General features: G+C 60.7%; 12 protein-coding genes. 8 read left to right on the forward strand and 4 right to left on the reverse strand.

Annotation, left to right across the window (positions count from 1 at the left end; translation table 11 throughout):
- Positions 1-20 precede the first annotated feature (20 nt).
- From PQR54_RS06230 to PQR54_RS06240, 3 genes are all read right to left on the reverse strand, one after another.
- A complete protein-coding gene (locus tag PQR54_RS06230) occupies positions 21-1,265 on the reverse strand; it encodes a tetratricopeptide repeat protein (RefSeq protein ID WP_408244531.1) in 1,245 nt (414 codons plus the stop codon).
- Positions 1,266-1,326: 61 nt separating this feature from the next.
- Positions 1,327-3,189 (reverse strand): CHASE2 domain-containing protein, encoded by a 1,863-nt coding sequence (locus PQR54_RS06235; RefSeq protein WP_408244532.1) that lies wholly within the window; start codon positions 3,187-3,189, stop codon positions 1,327-1,329.
- On the reverse strand, positions 3,177-4,451 hold the full coding sequence (locus PQR54_RS06240) for a FecR family protein (protein ID WP_408244533.1): 1,275 nt from the start codon (positions 4,449-4,451) through the stop codon (positions 3,177-3,179). The genes PQR54_RS06235 and PQR54_RS06240 overlap by 13 nt, the downstream gene beginning before the upstream one ends.
- Before the next feature lie 249 nt (positions 4,452-4,700).
- On the opposite strand from PQR54_RS06240, the gene PQR54_RS06245 reads away from it, so the two are divergent.
- The 5 genes from PQR54_RS06245 (at position 4,701) to PQR54_RS06265 (ending at position 11,950) form a co-directional block, all read left to right on the forward strand.
- Positions 4,701-5,558 (forward strand): Crp/Fnr family transcriptional regulator, encoded by an 858-nt coding sequence (locus PQR54_RS06245; RefSeq protein WP_408244534.1) that lies wholly within the window; start codon positions 4,701-4,703, stop codon positions 5,556-5,558.
- Complete coding sequence (locus tag PQR54_RS06250) at positions 5,558-6,778, forward strand: glycosyltransferase (RefSeq protein ID WP_408244535.1); 1,221 nt, start codon at positions 5,558-5,560, stop codon at positions 6,776-6,778. The genes PQR54_RS06245 and PQR54_RS06250 overlap by 1 nt, the downstream gene beginning before the upstream one ends.
- Positions 6,778-8,349 (forward strand): mannose-1-phosphate guanylyltransferase/mannose-6-phosphate isomerase, encoded by a 1,572-nt coding sequence (locus tag PQR54_RS06255; RefSeq protein ID WP_408244536.1) that lies wholly within the window; start codon positions 6,778-6,780, stop codon positions 8,347-8,349. Before PQR54_RS06250 ends, PQR54_RS06255 begins: the two co-directional genes overlap by 1 nt.
- A 749-nt stretch (positions 8,350-9,098) precedes the next feature.
- Positions 9,099-10,025 (forward strand): EAL domain-containing protein, encoded by a 927-nt coding sequence (locus tag PQR54_RS06260; protein WP_408244537.1) that lies wholly within the window; start codon positions 9,099-9,101, stop codon positions 10,023-10,025.
- Between the two features lie 68 nt (positions 10,026-10,093).
- Positions 10,094-11,950, forward strand: a complete 1,857-nt coding sequence (locus tag PQR54_RS06265; protein ID WP_408244538.1) for a diguanylate cyclase domain-containing protein — start codon at positions 10,094-10,096, stop codon at positions 11,948-11,950.
- 14 nt (positions 11,951-11,964) lie between these two features.
- Here PQR54_RS06265 and PQR54_RS06270 read toward each other — a convergent pair whose 3' ends face one another.
- A complete protein-coding gene (locus tag PQR54_RS06270; RefSeq protein ID WP_408244539.1) occupies positions 11,965-13,416 on the reverse strand; it encodes an aminotransferase-like domain-containing protein in 1,452 nt (483 codons plus the stop codon).
- A gap of 329 nt (positions 13,417-13,745) precedes the next feature.
- Between PQR54_RS06270 and PQR54_RS06275 the strand changes: the two genes are divergently transcribed.
- The 3 genes from PQR54_RS06275 to PQR54_RS06285 all read left to right on the forward strand — a co-directional run bounded on the left by PQR54_RS06275 (position 13,746) and on the right by PQR54_RS06285 (position 19,871).
- Positions 13,746-15,218, forward strand: coding sequence for an EAL domain-containing protein (locus PQR54_RS06275; RefSeq protein ID WP_408244540.1), 1,473 nt, complete (start codon positions 13,746-13,748; stop codon positions 15,216-15,218).
- Positions 15,219-15,839: 621 nt separating this feature from the next.
- Positions 15,840-18,326, forward strand: a complete 2,487-nt coding sequence (locus PQR54_RS06280) for an ATP-binding protein (RefSeq protein WP_408244541.1) — start codon at positions 15,840-15,842, stop codon at positions 18,324-18,326.
- Between the two features lie 489 nt (positions 18,327-18,815).
- Positions 18,816-19,871: an alpha/beta fold hydrolase gene (locus tag PQR54_RS06285; RefSeq protein ID WP_408244542.1), complete on the forward strand. Its 1,056-nt coding sequence runs from the start codon at positions 18,816-18,818 to the stop codon at positions 19,869-19,871.
- Positions 19,872-19,877 lie beyond the last annotated feature (6 nt).

Raw genomic sequence — 19,877 nt, forward strand, 5'->3', positions numbered from 1 at the left:
TTCACGCGGCGGTTGTCGCGTTAGTACTTCCAGGAAACACCAAGCGAGCCGTTGTACACGGTATATGCGAACAGTGAGATGGAACTGGAAACACGCTGAGCTGACATCTGCGCATAAACGGACCAGCCCGCCGTCACGGGGTAAGTGTAACGTAGCACTGCTACGCGGATTGTCTGCTGCTGGTTGAGACTGCCGAAGAACACGGGGTCGTAGGCGGTGGCGTCGTTCAACGTCCGTTGCTGCAGTATGGCTTCCAACTGACCATGGCGGTCCATGTCGTAGTCCAGTGACAGCCACGCCGAATAACCGCGCTGCATGCCACCCGGGCGACCGCCATGTGGCCTGTCCCAGGCAGGCCCGAAAAAGAACTGCATCGATGTGCGCTTACCCACGTGTACCTGGAAGGCGGCACGGACGGCGAGGTACATGGCATCGTAGAGCGAATTGCCAGGATAGGCGGAGTCCACGACCGTCAGGTCCAGCCCACCACGCATGAGCAAAGGGTGCCACGCCGCCGGCGGCAGCCAGAAGGCTCCGTGCCATGCCAGATCACGCTGATAGATGTGCGTGCCGAGCCACAGCACGTTCGTCGTGAACTGGTTATCCATCTCACCATGCATGAAGCGTGTTCTGTCAGTTACTCCAATGGTCACCGCGCGCTGGTCGAAATTGTGCAGACTGCGGTAATGGCGGTTGGAAAGTCCGCCTATCAGTTCCAGGCCGGGCACAGATGAAACGGGGAACTCGCCCTGAATGGCCGATTCGATGTACTGGTCCTTGTGAGGCAGGCTTTCGGGTGCCAGGGTCAGGGAGTTTAGTGGAGCGCCCGGTGCAAAGGTCACGATCGGATCAGAGGGGCCGAAGTTCGCATTTGATGTCACGCCGGCTCCCACGCTCACTGCGAGCTGCGGCCGCGATTCGACCGATGTGCAGGTGTTCGCCCTGTAGTAAAGGATGAGTTTCCCAATGGCGGGTGGCGCCTCATATTGTGCTTCGAGGCGGGCGAGCGCCCGGAGGGACAGGGCTCGTTCCCCTAACTCGCAGTACAGGATGGCAATATCGAGCAGGGCGCCGGCCTGGCGGGGATCGCGCTGCGCGAGTTCGTTAAGTAACGCGAGCGCGCGCATTCGATGCCCCTCGCTGATCGCAGCCTGCGCCTGGGACTGCAGGTCTTCGTTGATGATCTGCTCAAAAACGTTCTGCGGCGTTTGGGCTGCGGCATACAACGGAAGGATCAGCAGGACAGTCAGGTGTATTGCGCTCACTGCCAGCCTGAAGGCTGTGCTCCTCACGCGGCCCGACAGCAGCGCAGCACAGCGCTGCCTATTAAGCCGCATGAGGCTTCCCTTCGTTCAGCGTATAGAGCTGCTCAGCCGCATCGCGTCCGCGCAGTGTTGCCTGAGCGCATGCCTGCAGGCGATGACGTTTCGCCTGCCGTGCCGTTTCCTGTCCGATCAGCAAACTGGTTTCAAGAGTCCGGGCGTACTCCTGAAGTCGCGACGCTACGTTGACCGTATCGCCAATTGCGGTATAGGACTTGCGAAAGGTCGAGCCGATTTCACCAACCACAGCCGACCCACTATTGACCCCGATGCGCACGCGGATCGTCCTGCCCTCAAAAATGGGCAGTGCACTGCGGTTAAGCACTTCCAGTTCGCGCAGCATCGCCCGTGCGCAATCGAGTGCACGATCGGCATGATCGGGCTGAGCAAGGGGTGCCCCCCAGAACGCCATCAACGCGTCGCCCATGTACTTGTCCAGCGTGCCTTGCGACTTGTGTACACAATCCGTCAGCGTGCTCAGGATGACATCGGTCATCGCAACGAGCTCTTCAGGAGGCATCTGCTCGGCAAGGCGCGTGAAACCTTCAATATCGACAAAGAGGATTGAGATCTGCCGGCGCTCCGGTTTGAACGTGGCGAGCCCTCGCTGCTGGATAATTTCGCGCAGCACCGCTGGCGGCAGGTAACGACTGAAGCGACGTTCAAACGAGCGTATTGCCGCCTGCGAAAAGATCCATTCAACGGGCGCCTGAACAAACATGAACGCTGTGGCGGAAACCAGCGGCAACGCCGCCAGGCTCGCCGGCACCAAGCGCGTCGAAACGAGCAGCGCAAGCCATAACGACGTCGCCGCGACCAGTGCAACCAGCGCGATGCTCGCGCGTTGCGTGCGGAACAAGGCGGCAAATGCAACGATTGAACAGGCGGTCCACACCATCGGAAGCGATGCAGATGGCAGCGTGGCGCCTTTGCCTGATTCAAGATCCAGCATTTCGCCAAGCAGTTCCGCGTGGACGACGACCGCAGGCAACCAGGGATCGATGGGGGACGCGACGTGGTCTGTCAATCCAAGCGCCGACGAGCCGACCAGCACGTAACGTTTCGCGAGCAGCGCGGAGGGCGCCGTCTGGGCGAGCACATCGTAGGCCGATACCACGTCGAGTGACTGGACTGAATGTCTGAACTGCACGTGCATCAATCCATGCGAGTCCACGGGCAGGCTGCGGATCGGCACCCCAGGAGACTTGCCGTCGGCACGACAATGCATCAATTGCCACGCAAGCATGGGATAGGCAGCATTCGCATATTCGATAAGGGGGGCGATGGACCGTACAACGCCGTCCAGACTGGCGTGCGGGGTAACGTGTCCCACACAGACGTCGGCGGCGTCAAAGAAGTTGCCCACATAGCCTGAGGCCACCGGTGCGTGCGCCGTGTCCGTGCCCGCGGCAAGCGCGCCCCCCAGGTGACCCGCATGAGGGGCATTTGCGCTGCCGGGCAGGGCGAAAGCCTGAGCAAAAACTAGCGGAAACCTGTGCGCGACGGCGAGTAGCGCGTGATCGCCCTCGGGCGATCCGGCCTCAGGGAACATCACGTCGAGGCCGACAGCTCTCGCGTGATACTGCACGAACAGATTCTCCGCCAGCTGCGCGATGAGAGCACGCGGCCATGGCCACGGCCCGAGGACTTCCAGCGAGTGCTCGTCGATGTCGACGAGCGCGATGCGCGGATCCGGCTGGGCACTCAGCAATTGCACCTGCTGCCAGTCGTCAATCGCGTACCCGAGCCAGCGGTAAGGCTGGGGCAACCAGACGCCGCTCGCCAGCAGGTACGCGGTCAATGAAACCAGTCCGAATATCGTGAGGCGGATGCGGTCGAGCGTAATCAGGCCTGCTATCGGGACCACAGGGTGGCTCCAACTGCCGTACTTTTACCGTCGAGAGTCTGCAGGAACAGATAGCCGGCTTGCGTTGCATTCCTGCCTGCGAGCGCGCCCAGAACGGCGGCCTGCGAGCCATAGTCACTGCGCAGCTTACCGTCGGGGCCGACGCTACCCTGTGCCGACACCGCGTAGTTCATGCCGTTCGCACTGAGGCTCAGGCCCGTCTGGAAGGTACTGGCGCCGAAGTTGACTGACAGGAACGGATTGCTGATCTGCGCCTGCGTAGCTGCCCCGGTTGCCGTGTTCATCACGTAGGCGCTGGACGCCTGAAGTTCAAATGTAAAGGTGCCGAACGCGGGCATCACCATGTCCGCCTGCGGGGTACGTGTCATGGCGAATGGGGTAAGCAGTCCCAACTGGTCGCTGCCCTGCTGGAGCAGCGCAGCCAATGTCGTATCGCTCGGCGCCGACGCGAGCGGCGCAAAGCGCCCCCAGAAGATTTGTTGTGACTCGGGTGGTTGCGCCGGGGCCGGAACCGGCACAGGGGACGGTGCGACGGGCGGGGGTGCCGGTGTGGGTGCCGATGAGGCGGCAGGTGCTGTCAGTGGAAAATTCAGTTCTGTCGGCACAACGCCGGGATTGACCGGCTGCGTGGTTGCCGCCCGTGCGCTGTTTTCCTCATTCTTCAGTGTTGCGGCGACCTGCCCGGGTATCAGGCCCGGGAGTGCCGAGTCAACCACAACCGGGTGGGCGCTCCCACGGTAGACCTGCAGCACCGCGTTCGGCTGGCCGGCGAACAGTTGTGCTGCAGTCGGCCCTTCGCACGGGCCGATGCCCGTAGCTGCGCAACCTGCACCCAGCGGCGTCATCACAATGCCACCGCTGCGCACGTCGGCGCGTGTTACGTTGGCGTCGGTAAACACCGTGAAATCGGTGCCTCGCACGCCTAGCGCAGCGACAGGCGTATTCATGCGGTAGTGGTCCCGGGCCGCCTGGGCGCCGGCGCCAGATATTTCCCTCACCACGCCCTTATGCAGCGACACTTTGATCACTGTCTTTCTGGGTTCTGCGGGATCGTATTCGTACCGGTCAAACGTTAGCGACGAATCGGGACGTACGCTGATGAAGCCGTGATCGACCGTTGTAATGTACACATAGCCGTCAACTCCGGTCTCGACCGTATCACCCTGTGCAATGGCGGCGCCCCGGGAAAGAGGCACACAGTCTGCCTGACCGTGTCGCGCACACGCCTGGCCGATCACAACAACTGCATTGCCGAGCGTCACAGGCTCTGCGTTGGCACTCCCGTACAAGAACAAAGTTGCTCCCACAACGAATCGTAGTGCGGCGACTGGCCCCATCGTCATGCATTTTTGCATCTACTTTTTTTCCCCGATAACTGCAAGGCAGTGCGGTCCATTGTTCCTGCAATGATTAGCCATATTTTGGCTGGAAGATGTGACGGTCGTCACAGATATCCGCGCAAAGTGCGCCTATCTTCTCTGCGTGTCACAGCCGGGGAAAGCATTCGAGAGATGTCGACAGAACATGTAGCTACCAACACGGGCCCGCCGAAGGCTATCGATCTACTGAAGCAGCAGAAATTGCTACGTAACGTTGCAGATGAAGTCATTGAAGAGACGAGCCGCCATATCCGCTACCGCCGCTTCAGCAAACGGGAGTTCGTCGTCCATAAGGGCGATGCGGGTTCGTCCCTGCTGATGCTGATGTCTGGCCGCCTGCAGGTCATCGCGCTGTCGGAAGACGGCAGGGAGGTCGGTCTGAACTTCGTTGAGCCAGGCGACTACTTTGGCGAACTGTCCATTATCGATGGCGGACCCCGCTCCGCATCGATCGTCGCGACGGCCGAATCGGTTGTGGGGTTTCTGCCAAAAGCTGAAGCTCAAGCACTTTTTTTCCGGAATCCCGCGGTTGTCGAAGCCCTATTGCAACGGTTGTGCCGCACCATCCGCCAGGCCTCCAATTACCGGTCCATGCTGGGCCTCACCCGCGCGTACTCGAGAGTGTATTCGGTGCTTGAATCGTCGATGCGAAAGAGCGCCGGGGACCTGCTGACGATCGAGAACCTGCCAAACCAGCAGGCCATAGCGATCATGGCCAACGTGAGCCGGGAAACGGTGTCGCGAGCCATCCGCTCGCTTATCGACGGACAGGTAATCGAGCGTGACTATCGGCGCCTGATCGTCCGTAATGCGGCCTTGCTTACGAAGCTTGCAAGAGGGGAGGCCGAACTGCAGTTGCGTGCCAAAGCGATAAGCGAACGCGCCGGCGCCGAGCAGCCGCCCCTGCGCGGAAGCGCGGAGGCTGTTGTAGACAGCAGCAACCGGCTCAAAAAATTCAGGCGTCCGACAGGCGCCTTTAAGGCAGACTGATGCGCGTATTACACTTTTACCGGACCTATCTGCCGGACACGATTGGTGGGGCAGAGCAGTCGATCTACCATCTGTGCCGCGCTGGTGCGGACGTGGGGATCAGGAACACTTTGTTGACCTTGACGGCAGAGCGGGGAGGGGACCGCTTTCTGAGCATGCCAGGTCATGAAGTCGAGCGCGTCAGGAGCCGCTTCAAGGTCGCGTCGGTCGAACTGTCGTGGCGCGCGGTGCGGCGCTTTCGTGAGCTTAGCGAAGAGGCGGACATCCTGCATCTGCATTTTCCCTGGCCGATGGCAGACATCGCGTATCTCGCTGCGCGCACGCGCAAGCCGACGGTGGTCACCTATCACGCGGACATTCGGCGGCAACCGCGGCTGCTTGCCATGTATCGGCCGCTCATGCATCGCTTTCTCGGTAGCGTTGATCGCATTGTGGCGACGTCACCGCAATACGCCGCTACCAGTGAGGTGCTGAAGCTCTACCCGGAAAAAGTCGAAGTGGTGCCGCTGGGTCTCACATCGGCCTACTACCCCGTGCCCGATGATGCGCTGATGCGTAGCTGGAGTGAGCGCATCGGCGGTCCGTTCTTCCTGTTTGTCGGCGTCTTCCGTTATTACAAGGGACTGCCAGTCCTGATTGAGGCGATCCGGCAAACCGGTTATCCCCTCGTCCTGGTCGGCGACGGTCCCCTGACAGCCGGAATCCGTGCGCTGGTAGCGCAGTGCGGCGCAAACAGTGTCCATTTCGCCGGCCGCGTCTCTGAAGTCGACAAGGTGGCGCTCATCCGGCTCAGTCGTGCGTTAGTCATGCCATCGCCCAATCGTGCAGAGGCATTTGGCATATCGCTACTCGAAGCTGCAATGATGGGCAAGCCGATGATCACGTGCGAGATTGGCACGGGCACCAGCTTCGTGAACGCCCACGGAGAAACCGGACTGGTCGTTGCTCCGGATAATCCCGCTGAACTAGCGCAAGCGATGCACGAACTGTGGGGCGATTCACTGCTGCGCGAACGCATGGGACGGTGCGCGGCACTGCGCTTTGAAAACCTCTTTACCGCCCGTCGCACCGCGGCTGCATACCGTCTGATTTATCAGGCAGTGATTGACAAACGCAATTCAGACAGGCGCACAGTGATCCCCACGGAGCCACCGCATAACAGGCATATTGCGGCAGCCCCTTCGTCCGCACATCCCCATGCGGCACTGGAGAAACAATAATGGATATGACGCTCCCACGTTTCGGCGAGTCGCAACAGCGGTCGGTGGAAGATGACCTCGCTGCAGCGCCCAGCCACACACCGCTGATCCTCCCGGTAGTCCTGGCAGGTGGCTCCGGCACGCGGCTATGGCCGCTCTCCCGTGAGGGACACCCGAAGCAGATGATCGGTTTGCTCGGCGACGGTTCACTACTGGCTAACTCAGTGGCGCGGCTCGATTGCCTGGCAACCGATGCAGCCCATCAGGGACTGCTGGTCTGCGCAGAAGAACATCGCTTCCTTGCCACCGACGAGTTGAAGGCGAGTTCGCGAGACTGGCAGATGATAGTCGAACCGGTTAGCCGCAACACCGCGCCCGCACTCACGCTCGCCGCGCTTGCAGCCCGCTGTGGCAGTGACGATCCGGTGCTGGTCGTGACGCCTGCCGACCATGCGATTGCAGACGTGCCCGCGTTCGAACAGGCTGTCCGTGCGGCCGCGCGAATTGCCCAGACTGGCCAGATCGTGACGCTGGGCGTCGTGCCAGACCGTGCGGAATGCGGCTACGGTTATATTGAACTGGGTGATCCCATCAGCACCGAACCGGCAAGCGGCGCGCGCGCCCTTCAACGCTTCGTCGAAAAGCCCGATCAGGATGTGGCGGTGGCGTTCGTGGAAGGCAAGCGGCACTGGTGGAACAGCGGCATTTTCGTGATGCGTGCATCGGTGTGGTTGCGCGCAATCGACGCGTTGCGGCCCGACATTGCACAAGCGTGCGCGGCCGCGTTCCGGCACGGGAACGGCGATCTGAAGGCAATTCGGATAGGGCGGGATGCATTTGCGACCTGCCCGTCGGAGTCCATCGACTATGCGGTCATGGAGCGCCTCGAAGAAATCGGCCTCGCCGCCGCGGTCGTGCCGCTGAACGCGGGCTGGTCAGATGTGGGTTCCTGGGATGCGGTGTGGAGCGCCTTGCCCCAGGACGAATCGGGTAATGTCGTGCGGGGAGATGTTGTGCTCAAAGACTCCTCCGGCACCTACGTCCATTCGGAAGGCCGGCTCGTTGCCTGCATCGGTGCCAGGGACCTGATTGTTGTGGAGACAGCTGATGCGGTACTCGTTGCGGACAGGCATCATGCCCAGGAAGTCAAGGCGGTCGTCCGACACCTTAAGGATCGCGGCAGCAGTGAAGCGAAGCAACACCTCAAGGTTCACCGGCCATGGGGCCATTACGAATCGATCGAACACGGTCTGCGCTTCCAGGTCAAACGGATTATGGTCACGCCGGGCGCAGCTCTCTCTCTGCAGCTTCACTATCACCGTGCCGAGCACTGGATCGTGGTCAGCGGTACTGCGCGCGTGACCCGTGGCGACGAGACGTTTCTGCTCGCGGAAAACGAATCGACCTATGTACCACTGGGCATCAAACACCGGCTGGAAAACGTCGGACGGGTCCCGCTCGAGATGATCGAGGTTCAGTGTGGCAGCTATCTCGGCGAGGACGACATCATCCGTTTCGATGATCACTACGGTCGCGACGTAAGTGCAGCGAATACATCGGAAACTCGCGTTTCCACAGCCGCAGAAGGTTGATTCAGAATTAGGGGATCGCCGCCCGTCGTGGAGGCAACGCAGTGGTTTGTTCCGGGAGATCATCTCGCGGTTGTGCAGCGGGATGGCATCTGGTCCATCGGCACGGCCGAGGGATGCAGCAGGATCTCCGCGCCGAAGCGGAGTGATCGCGGGCCCGCTCGGCGAGCTCCGTTCCGCTGACGCCGTCCGGAAACCCCAGATAGTTCTCGATCTTCGACGTGCCGCCAGCTTGTTTACCGACGGCCCAGCGCTCCACCAGCACGTCGGCGGCAAGCTGTTCGACGCGCCGTTGTGTTTCGAACGTCGCGTGAAAGTCTCGTGCGGAGATCACGCACAGATGACTGAAGTCTAGTGCCTGTCCGGTTGAGGGTATAAGGAGATTAGGCTTGCGCTGACTACGCTTCTTTCACGTTCTTGCCAGGACATGTCGGATTTCTGCGGTTGTGTCGAAACTTGCGGCAGTCGTGCGCAACAACCGGAGCATGACTCGCCGGTCTGGAGCACCATGGTCTTGTAACGGATGTGTCCCTTCGCGCGGTAGTCCTTCCAGCGCGCAGACTTCCCCGCTTGTGACGGCAATCTGATACGTATGGTTTGATACTTAACTGCTACTCGTTTTCCAAACGCAGTCAGGTCATAGTACGCAACACAGATAACGGCGCGAAAGCAACGTCATGCGATTATTCCAACGCTGTACGGCACAAGTGCGCCGCCTGCGACCTGTATTCCGTGGGCATCCTGAAGTGGTAGTGGCTGTCACCGTTGCGTTGAGCGTGACTGGTTTCGTCGCGGCGAGCCTGATCGCATCTCGAGATGCCGTGGCGCTGGTTGTCACGCTATCAGCTTGCTCCGCGGTCGTGTTCGCTGGGTACCTGGTTCGCCCAAAAGCAGGATTGCGGCGCGCGGCGCGCACCGGCCTTCGCCGCGGGGAGTTCTATGTTGTCTATCAGCCCATTGTGGACACGCGCACGCGACATTGCGTCGGGATGGAAGCCTTGCTCCGGTGGGACCATCCAAAGTTCGGAGCTGGGGGCCCCGCGCAGTTCATCGGAGAACTCGAAGGCACGGGTCTGATCTGCGCGTTGACCCGTTTCGTACTGCGCGAGGCGGATAGCGCACTGACCCAACTGCCGTCCGCTCAGCACTGGCATATATCGGTGAATATCTGCGCCCGGCATCTGATGGAAGACCGCTTTGTCGAGGATATCAGTGAGTCCGCCGGTCCGATGCTGGAGCGCCTCGTTCTGGAACTCACCGAGCGCAGTTGCGTCGAGCGTACGCCGCGGGTTGTCAGGGCACTTAGCCATTTAAGGCAACGCGGGGTACGCCTGTCACTCGACGATTTCGGCACCGGCGTCAGCAATCTGGACTTACTCGCGGACTTTCGGTTCGATTACGTGAAAGTAGACCGGCGGTTTCTAGCCATGCGCGGCGAAGCGCGCATCCAGTTTCTCAAGTCGATAGCCGCATTAGTGCATGCACTTGGTGCGAAAGTTGTCGTGGAAGGCGTGGAGAGCGCTGCGGAACACGATGTGGTGCAGCGCTCGGGAATCGACCTCGCGCAGGGATACTGGTATGGAAAGCCGATGGCAATCGATCAGCTTCGTGCGTTTGCGTCCGAGAGGACGTTGATAAGCGCGTTACAGAATCTGACCGGAACGGAACATGTAGCGTGAAAGACGAAAGCATCATGGATGCGCAGCAGCAACAACGACAGCAACAACGATAACCGGCCAGCGCCACCATGCCACCAGAAACAGACTACGATCAGTACTTTGAGCGCGTGACCCGAGTCGCCGCGCGCGCGCTGAACTTACCAATATCCGCCGTGTGTCTCGACAGACTAGGCCAGCCAGAAGTCGTAGGCGCAAGCGGGTGCGAACGGGACGTCGTCTTCCATATTGAGTCGTACTATAACCGGACGCTCCAATGCGAGGAACCGTTCGTCGTCAGGGATGCGTTGTCCGATGCGGAGCTTGCGCGGGGGCCATTGGCAAGCAGCCAATTAGGGATCCGCTTTTTCGCGGGCATTGCGCTGCGTCTACCGTGCGGCAAACCGATCGGTATGCTATGCGTGATGCACTCGCTGCCGCGGCGCTTCACGCGCCAACAGCGTCAGATGCTGGTAGACCTGGGGCAGATGATCCAGCACGAAGTTGCCCTGCGCAAGCTGGACAGCTCCGATCGTTTGCAGGTACTTCAGGCGATCGACCGGCTTCAGGCCCAGCATGCGCTCTACGTCGAGACGTTCCATCGGACGCCGGTCGCTATCGCGCATATCGGAAGAGACTGGGAGTGGCGGCATCTGAATGATGCCTGCGTGAAATTCTTCGCGCACTCGCGCGCTCCGCTGACGAAAACGAACATACTCGATCTGCTGGATGCGAGCGACCGGACCAGGCTTGAACAGGTCGTGCAGGCACTCAGTCGTGACCGCGGGGTCGAGGTCCTGACGCTGGACGTAACGTTCCGCTTGCGCAACAAGCAATGTAAGCCGGCGCGAGTGCAGGTGGCACTTAAGCAGCCGGGGTCGACCCACGACGGAGGCTGGCTGTTTGTCATTCACGATACCCAGGCGGAGCAACGGGAAAAAGCCGCGCGCGATGCGCGGGAGGCTGCGTTGCATCAGGCAGCCCATGAGGCCTCGGAAGTTCTGCGCAGGTCGCATGAGCAGTTGACGACGGCCGAGCGGCAATTGGGAGCTACGCGCGTGGATTTGCGCGCCATCGCTGACAATCTGCCGGTGCTGGTCGCTTATGTCGACGGTGAGCGACGTTATCGGTTCGCCAACTCAACCTATCGCGAGTGGTTTGGGTTGGACCCGGAGGAGATCGTGGGGCGGCTCGCCCATGAAATTCTCGACGCTGGCTATTTTGCTGCCATCGAGCCGTACGTCCAACGCGCGCTCAATGGCGAAAGGGTCGAGTACGAGGTTGGAGCGACGCTTAACGGCAGTCAACGTGTGCTGCGTGGTGTGCTGGTGCCGCGTCGGGTCCACGATCAGGCGGTTGATGGGTACTACCTGCTGGTGCAGGACGTGACGGAGCGAACGGCATTGCTCGATCGCCTGCGGCATCAGGCGTTCCACGACGCGCTGACCGGCCTGCCGAACAGACGCTCGTTTCTCGAGAGGCTGGATGAGGCATGCGCGGCAGGCGGCGCCGGCCTGGCTGCCATCATGTTCATCGACCTGGACGGCTTCAAGGCCGTGAACGATACATTCGGGCACCAGTGCGGCGACGAAGTACTGATTGAAACAGCGCGCCGGATCAGCCGCTGCGTGCGTGGCGGGGATCTGGTTGCGCGGCATGCCGGAGATGAATTCACGGTGCTGCTGACCGGCCCTGAAATCGATCGTGCTGCACTGGAGAGAATTGCACGTGCAATCCTGCTGACATTGAGTCAGCCCATAACGTTCGGGGCGAAGGTCGTACGGCTATCGGCGAGTATCGGCATGCTACTGCGCGGCCAGGTAGAGTCATTGAGTGGGGAAGCCCTGTTACGCGCGGCGGATGCCGCGATGTATCGTGCGAAAGTCGCCGGCAAGGCACGCATCGTCGTGCATGAGCTTCACGATTCACCGGCCGGCGTGCCGGGTTGAGATCGACGCCCGTGTCATGCCGTCTGAACCGGACCAGCCAGCTTTGCGCCGCAACGCGATTCATCGGCGCACAGGGCGCCGAGTGTCGCGACCGCTTTATCGAACCGCGCCGACCATGGGTATCCATAGTTCAGACGCGCATGGTGTCGAAAAGCGCCATCCGCGGAGAAGATAGGTCCGGGCGCGATACTGATGCCACGGCTGAGCGCAGCCTGGAAGAGGTATATCGAGTCGACGTGATCCGGTAGCGCCACCCACGTGAAGTAACCGCCGTCAGCCCTCGTCGCCATCGTATTGGCCGGGAAGTACCGGGTAATCGCGTCGAGCATCTGCGATTGCTGCAGGGACAACTCGCGACGTAGTTTGTGCAGGAAGCGTTCATAGCCGCCGTGCTCCAGATAGTCCGCGATTGCGCGCTGCGCTGGCATGCTGGCCGATAGCGTGGTCATCCATTTCGCGTGTTCCAGCCTGCCCGCGAACCTGCCGGCAGCCGCCCAGCCGATACGATATCCGGGCGCAAGGCACTTCGCGAACGATCCACAATGGATGACAAGACCCTTCCGGTCGAAGAATTTGGCCGGACGCACCGGGTCCGGGCCAAAATGCAGCTCGTTGTAGACGTCATCTTCGATGAGCGGCACGTCGTGTCTGGCGAGCAGATCAACCAGTGCCTGCTTCCTGGAATCGTCCAGTGTCACCCCGGTCGGATTGTGGAACGAGGTCATGAACCAGCAGGCGCGAACCGGATGTTGCTGCAGTGCACGCGCGAGTGCATCCAGATCATGCCCCAGCACCGGGTCGACAGGAATCTCCACTACGTTCAGCCTCAGGCGCTCGATAGCCTGCAGTGCTGCATAAAACGTCGGCTTTTCGATCACGATCACATCACCTGGAGCGGCGAGCAACTGGGCGCTTAGGGTCAATGCTTCGAGTGCGCCGCTCGTAATGATTATCTCGTCGACAGGCACCGTCATCCCTGCCATCAGGTAACGCGACGAAATCTGCTGGCGCAATCCCTCGTGCCCTGGCGGCAATCCGCGAACCATGCTGGCGAGGTCCGTTGAACGATTGACCGTCGCGCATGACTTCCCGACGCGCGCCATCGGAAACAGCGAAGGGCTCAGGAACGCCGAACCAAGTGGAACAGTTTCGGCCTGCCTGGTCGTATTGAGGACTTCAAAGACAAGGTCGCTGATATTGACGGTCTTCGCGTCGGTGCCAGGCGAGGTCTCAGGCGTTGGCCGCGCCAATTCTATGGCAGTCGGCGACACGAAATAGCCAGAACGCGGGCGCGCTTTAATCAAGCCCCGACTTTCGAGCAGGTAGTAGGCGCGAAATACCGTCGCGGGGCTCACGCCCCAAGCCTTGCACGCCGCGCGCACCGAAGGGATGCGCGCGCCGGGTGGCAGATCACCGCGCTTGATGAGCCCACTGAGTTGGTCGGCCAGCCCCTCGTACCGTTTCAACTTGTACTCCTCAGGGATAACACCATTGCGGCCTCGGACCAGCCCCGGTAGCACACACACCCGATGTTAGAAGAATGCCCCTTTTTTAATCTGATACGGCCATTCTTTTGCAATCTGCTTCTATTGCGAACGCGCACACGCTGTCAAAGTGCGCCCCAGACAGCTTTCAGTCTTCCGATGTTTCGCCTGCGTGTAGCGGTCCAATCGATAGCGATTTCTAAGCCGAATTTTTAACGATAAATCAAATGGCATCTCGGTTCCCAGTTTCAACTGTCAGATGCAGCGCGTTCATCGCGTTCCGCCGGGCCTGGAGACGAGGTACGGCAATCATGCTCGTCACCTGCGCAGGCACCTCACTCGCTATTGCAGGTCCGGCCGACACGGGCTCGAGTCGCAGTCTTACGGTTGAAGGCAACGTCTGGCAACAATTGACGGACTTGCTTGCCGGACCACCGGCACCCCCGATTCGCTTCGGCTCAGCCTGCGCGTCCATTGCGCCGTTGCCCGTTATTCCTGCCGCCCTTGCCGGACCGGATGCCGGCCCGATGACTTTACTGACTGATACTTGCGACTCGCTCGACGACACGCGTGGCGAGGCGACCGGCAACGCTGCTGCGATGGCCAGTTCAGGGCCGAACGCGGTCAGGCTGCTCAGGGAAGTGAGATGGAATATCAGCGGCCACGCGGCGGCAGAACGAAACGGCCTTTTGGCCTCTGACGCAGTGGCCGGTACCTCGTCGTGGGTCGACCGCGCGGAACAGTCGCCGCAACCACCGGCGATGTCGCCTCCGGATTGCTCATTGGGTACGGGCTGTGAGAAAAAAGCAGTCTCACCTTCGATCGAAACCGACACACTCGTCTCGCCGCAGCCTTCGGCGAGCACTGCTACGCAGCGTACTTCAGTATGGACCATATTAGGATTTATATTGTGGCCAATTCTGTTGGCGGTCCTGGTCGTTCTTGTCGGTTGGGCCTTCAAAAGGTGGTTTCGCTACGATAAGTCCCTGCTGCGCGCAGCGCGTGCAGGGCTGCGTCGAGGCCGGTTCCATGTCGAGTATCAACCTGTCGTCGGCGTGCGGGGGGCCAAGTGTGTAGGCATCGATGCGTTACTGCGATGGGATAACGAGAAATATGGCGCACTGGGGCCGGCCCACTACATGACGTTCATTGAGAGCAGCAGCCTGATTGGGCCAATGACGCGATTCGTCCTGTCGCGTGCCGCAGAGGATCTGCGGGAAATCGGCGCTCCGAAATCGCTCTACCTGGGCGTAACCGCTCCCGCTTCTTACCTGGTAAGTTCCGCGTTCATTGCGGACATGGGTGACGTTGGCTCCCTCGGTCTTCCACCGCTCATATTGAAGATCGGGGCAGACAGCGCGAGGAAGTTCAAAAAACGTCTCATCCCGATGATGGCACAGGCGCGTGATAAAGGAATGCGTTTTGCCCTGTCGGGCTTGCGTTCCACCGATGTCGGATTTGAACTGCCGCCAGGCATGAGCTTTGAGATGGCGAAGATCGACAGGGATGTGCTGGGAATGGATCCCGGCGAGCGTTCCGGACATATCAACGCGTTGACAAGCATGGGCCATGAGATGGGCGCTGTGGTCGTGGTCGAAGGCATCGAGAACATCGCGCATCACAACGTTGCGCGGGCGAGTCGAGCCGAATTCGGTCAAGGTTTCTTTTACAGCCGTGCACTCGGCACCAGCCAGTTGAAGGCATTTCTCCAGACGGCAAACGCGCCGTCGTCAAAGTCGGGGGGAGCAGGAACCGTGCTTGGCTGGCGGGTCCGAAACTTCTGAATGAGGTATCCCGCCCGCAACCAGAATAACTCGAGTCGACTCCAAGTAATTAGCTCGACATAATATTAAAGTGCTAACTCCAACTAGCGGCAGAGTTCGAAAACCTGATTGCGAACGGTATGCGTGAGCCCGGCGTGCGGCTCCCGTCTGTGCGCCAGGCGATCAGTTCGTACCGCGTCATCCCTTCAACGGTTTTCCCAGGGTTGCTACACACTCGAACGACGCGGCCTGGTCGTAGCAAGACCTCGGTCGGGTTATTTCGTCGCAAGTCGGCCTGCGCTGACGAAACCACTACCCATCATTTCAAAGCGCGCTACTGCAGAAGCTCTACGCGTACGGATCGCACAACTCTGCGAAGAGCACCGCTCGACCCGAATTCGGGGCGAGCGCCGTTGACATGCCTGATCGACCGTTACCAGACGTCGACCAGCGGCGGCCCACCCCTCGGTCGTCAGGAATGACCTTTGCTTGAAGTCTCCGGATTGGCGTGTTTCATTCACAGGCGGGGCAGACAACACAGGCGCGCTGCCCGCACGCCTCGGTGGGCGGTGCGCGGCCGCCGTCATAAGCATCGCTTGCCAAACCCCGAAGCTCAACTGCACTGTGCAACAAATTTAGTTTATGACCGATCTCTGGCAGACGATGTTCGAAGGTGACGGCGAAGTTCGCGCGGTGCTGAGGCAACTTGACTGGGGCACATCGCCGCTCGGCAATCCTTCAGCCTGGCCGGCGCCGCTGACCACGGCAGTGAGCATGATGCTCAGTTCAGCGTTCCCGATGTTCGTCGCATGGGGACCCGACCTCGGCTTTCTTTACAACGACGCCTACGCAGTCATTATGGGTGAGAAGCACCCGGGCGCGCTGGGGGGCCGGTTTCAGCAGATATGGGCCGAGATCTGGCCAGACATCGCTCCCATCATCGACCGCGCTCTGTCGAACAGATCGGCGTATTTCGAGGACCTGCCGCTCACCGTGCTGCGCCGCGGCTATCCCGAGCAATGTTTCTTCACGTTCTCCTATTCGCCACTGCATAACAGCGACGGCCAGGTGGGCGGCATGTACTGCACGGTTATAGAAACTACCGACCGGGTAATGGAAGAGCGGCGCGCGGCGTTTGAGCTGAAGGTCTCTGACGCATTGCGCCCGCTGACCTCGCCTGAAGACGTCATCACCCGCGCGAGCGCGCTTCTTGGCGAGCAACTGAATCTGGCGCGGGTAATCTTCGGCGAATGCGACGCAATTCGAGGCACATTCCTTGTGCCGCGCGACTGGACCTCCCCGTCATTTCCAAGTCTCGCAGGAATGGAGTTTGTCCTGGATGATTTTGGCTTCGACATCACGACTCCAATGCGGGCAGGCAAGGTCGTCGTGTCCAGCGACAGCAGCACTGATCCCCGCACCGTGAACTTGAGCAATTTGTACGGAATGACCGGGATACGCTCGTTCCTCGCGGTGCCGCTGGTCAAGGCCGGCCAGCTGGTCGCTTTCCTCGGGCTGCACCGCTCCGACGTATACCACTGGACCGATGCCGATGTCCGCATGGCGCGCGACATGGCCGAGCGCACCTGGTCTGCGGTCGAAACCGCGCGAGCCCAAGCCGAACTGCGTGCCGAGCGGGACCGCAGCCGGTACATTTTTGACACCATCGGCGAGGGCTTCATGCTGATGGACCACGAGTGGAACGTCAGATACGTGAACGCGGAAGGGCTGCGAATCGCGCATCTGGAGAGCGCGCGGATCATCGGACGCAGCCACTGGGAAATCTGGCCAGAAGCGATCGACACTGACTGCGCGCGTATGTACCACCGGGTGATGGAAAGCGGCGAGGCGGGTACGTCCGAATACTGCCAGAGAAATCCGGGCGGCGATGATATCTGGGTCGAAGTGCGCGCCTACCCGGCGGGCGAAGGCGGTATTGCCTCGTTTTTCCGCGATATCACGCAGCGCAAGGTGGCCGATGAGAAGCTCAGAACGGCTGACCAGCGCAAGGACGAGTTTCTGGCCATGCTTGCGCACGAACTGCGCAATCCGCTGGCGCCGATTTCGGCCGCCGCGGAGTTGCTCAGGATCGGCAGGCTTGACGAGCAGCAGGTGCGCCATAGCAGCGCCATTATCGGGCGACAGGTCGCGCACATCACTGGGCTGGTGGACGACCTGCTGGATGTTTCTCGCGTCACACGTGGGCTTGTGACGTTGACGAAGGCTCCTGTCACGGTGCAGGCAGTCGTCGACGAAGCAATCGAGCAGGTCCGGCCGTTGATGCAACCTCGCCGGCAGCATCTTGCGGTACACCTGCCGATGGACGAGGTGACCGTCCTGGGCGACAAGGCGCGGCTGGTGCAGGTGGTAGCTAATCTGCTGAACAATGCCGCCAAGTTCACGCCTGATCAGCGTCACATCGAGATCCGCGCCGAGGTCGACGGCGAAGAGCTGGTAATGGCCGTGCGTGACGAGGGCATTGGTATGGATTCCGAGTTCAGCCCGCATGCGTTCGACCTGTTTGCACAGGCGCAGCGTTCTTCCGATCGCTCGCTTGGCGGCCTGGGGCTGGGGCTGGCGCTCGTCAAGCATCTGGTCGAGTTGCATGGCGGCGCAGCCTGCTGCTCCAGCGCTGGGCCCGGCAAAGGCAGTACGTTCGCATTCCGGCTGCCAGTGACGCACGCTCAGGCCGCGGTGCTCGAGCGACAGCCGGAAGCGCAATCACAGGTGGGCGACCGGCTCACGCTGCTGATCGTGGACGACAATGTTGATGCTGTTGAAGCGCTCGCTATGCTTCTGGAGTGCTGTGGACATGAAGTGATGGTCGAGCACGAATCGCGGCGCGGATTGGAGCGCGCGTTACGGGAGCGGCCTGATGCCTGCCTGCTTGACATCGGCTTGCCCGACATGGACGGCAACGAACTGGCGAGGCAACTGAGAAGCCATCCGGAAACGGCTGATGTCACTCTGATTGCAGTGACCGGCTATGGGCAGGAACAGGACCGCCAGCGCAGCATACGGGCCGGATTCGATCATCATCTGGTGAAGCCGATCGTCATGGAGCAGTTGGCCGGGCTGCTGGCAGGACTTAGGGCCAGTCCGGACTTCGACACAACAGGGCACGGATAGGCCGGTGTAGGAAGGGTGTTCATAAATCAGTTAGCGTTGACAACGACACCTTGTTTGGTAGGCCTACGCGACGATCCACTGCGCCTGCACGCATCGCACATACGCTCGTCGACTCCGGTGCGTTATTTCTGGGCAGCGAATGCGGCATTGATAAGCAGAAACTGTCGATGCTCACCTGCAGATCTGTTTGAATGCGGCTCTTTGCCGATCTCGCGTGGGCGTTGGGATCAGATTGCAAATCTGACGCGTATCCGTTGTATGCCACGTGCTGGAGACAACAGCAGGCCCGCGTTCGGACGCTATGGGCGGCTGCCGCTAGCAGGGCGAAGTCGCGGCATGAACGTTGCGCGCACATAGAAGGTTAGGCATCTACGTTGGCCGTGCGAATCAGCGCGAACCAAATCATCGAGTAATTACGCTCTGCGGCAGGGCGGCCGGTCTTCTCCACGAGCAGATTGTCTTCCGCCCGTGGCCGTCACAGGAGAAGTCATGGGTCGCGCATTCAATAAAGTCACTGGTTCCCCGAAAACTGCCGCGGCACTCGCAGTAGCGGCAACTGCCGCAGCCGCCAGTGCGCTGTGGGTTCAATATCGTGCGCGTAAAGCCGAGCGTGACAATCCGCCAATAGGGAAAATCGTCGAGGTCGACGGAATACCGCTTCATTATGTCGACAAAGGTGAAGGGCCTGCGGTCGTGCTACTGCATGGCAACGCGGTGCTACTTCAGGACTTCGTCGGCAGCGGCCTGCTCGATCGGTTAGCCGAGCGGCACAGAGTGATCGCGTTCGATCGGCCGGGCTTCGGTTACAGCGGCCGACCACGCGACCGTCTCTGGACCGCGCAAGCGCAGGCCGCTCTCATTCAGAATGCGCTGACGCTGCTGGGCGTCGAGCAACCCGTCGTTCTCGGACATTCGTGGGGCACGCTGGTCGCACTTGCCATGGCGGTCGGTGGCGCCGCTAGCGTGCGTGGGCTCGTGCTGGTGTCCGGCTATTACTATCCGACCGTGCGCGCTGACGTCGCCCTCGCCGCGCCGGCCGCGCTTCCCGTGCTCGGGGATGTCTTGCGTTACACAGTCTCGCCGCTGACCGCTCGCCTGTTGCTCAAGCGCAGCGTGGAAGCGATGTTCGCTCCGGCACCCATGCCAGCCGACTTCTTCGACGTTCTTCCGCGTGAAATGCTGCTGCGCCCCGTGCAGATCAGGGCCGAGGCCGAGGACGCCGCGTTCATGATCCCGGCTGCGGCGCAGTTAAGTGCTCATTATTCCGACCTGAAAATGCCGGTCAGTATTTTTGCGGGCGCGAAGGACAAGGTTGTCGACCCCGAATCGAATTCGACCCGGCTGCACCACGCGGTATCCCATAGCACACTCGTCGTTGCGCCCGAGGCGGGACATATGGTGCATTACGCGCTAGCCGGTGAGATTGTGGAGGCTGTCGATCTGATGACTGGCCGTGAGAATACGGAGTCCAATGCTGGCAATACCGCTATCAGCGATACGTCATCCGAAACTGAAATGATGGAGGATGCGCCGGCAACGACGTGACTCGCA

Source organism: Paraburkholderia phytofirmans, assembly GCF_046028095.1.
In the GTDB taxonomy this organism is placed as follows: domain Bacteria; phylum Pseudomonadota; class Gammaproteobacteria; order Burkholderiales; family Burkholderiaceae; genus Paraburkholderia; species Paraburkholderia phytofirmans_A.

Excerpts from the sequence above, each read along its gene's own strand:
- PQR54_RS06245 (WP_408244534.1), top strand. The coding sequence starts at position 4,701 with ATGTCGACAGAACATGTAGCTACCAACACGGGCCCGCCGAAGGCTATC.
- PQR54_RS06250 (WP_408244535.1), top strand. The coding sequence starts at position 5,558 with ATGCGCGTATTACACTTTTACCGGACCTATCTGCCGGACACGATTGGT.
- PQR54_RS06255 (WP_408244536.1), top strand. The coding sequence starts at position 6,778 with ATGGATATGACGCTCCCACGTTTCGGCGAGTCGCAACAGCGGTCGGTG.
- PQR54_RS06265 (WP_408244538.1), top strand. The coding sequence starts at position 10,094 with ATGCCACCAGAAACAGACTACGATCAGTACTTTGAGCGCGTGACCCGA.
- PQR54_RS06275 (WP_408244540.1), top strand. The coding sequence starts at position 13,746 with ATGCTCGTCACCTGCGCAGGCACCTCACTCGCTATTGCAGGTCCGGCC.
- PQR54_RS06280 (WP_408244541.1), top strand. The coding sequence starts at position 15,840 with ATGACCGATCTCTGGCAGACGATGTTCGAAGGTGACGGCGAAGTTCGC.
- PQR54_RS06285 (WP_408244542.1), top strand. The coding sequence starts at position 18,816 with ATGGGTCGCGCATTCAATAAAGTCACTGGTTCCCCGAAAACTGCCGCG.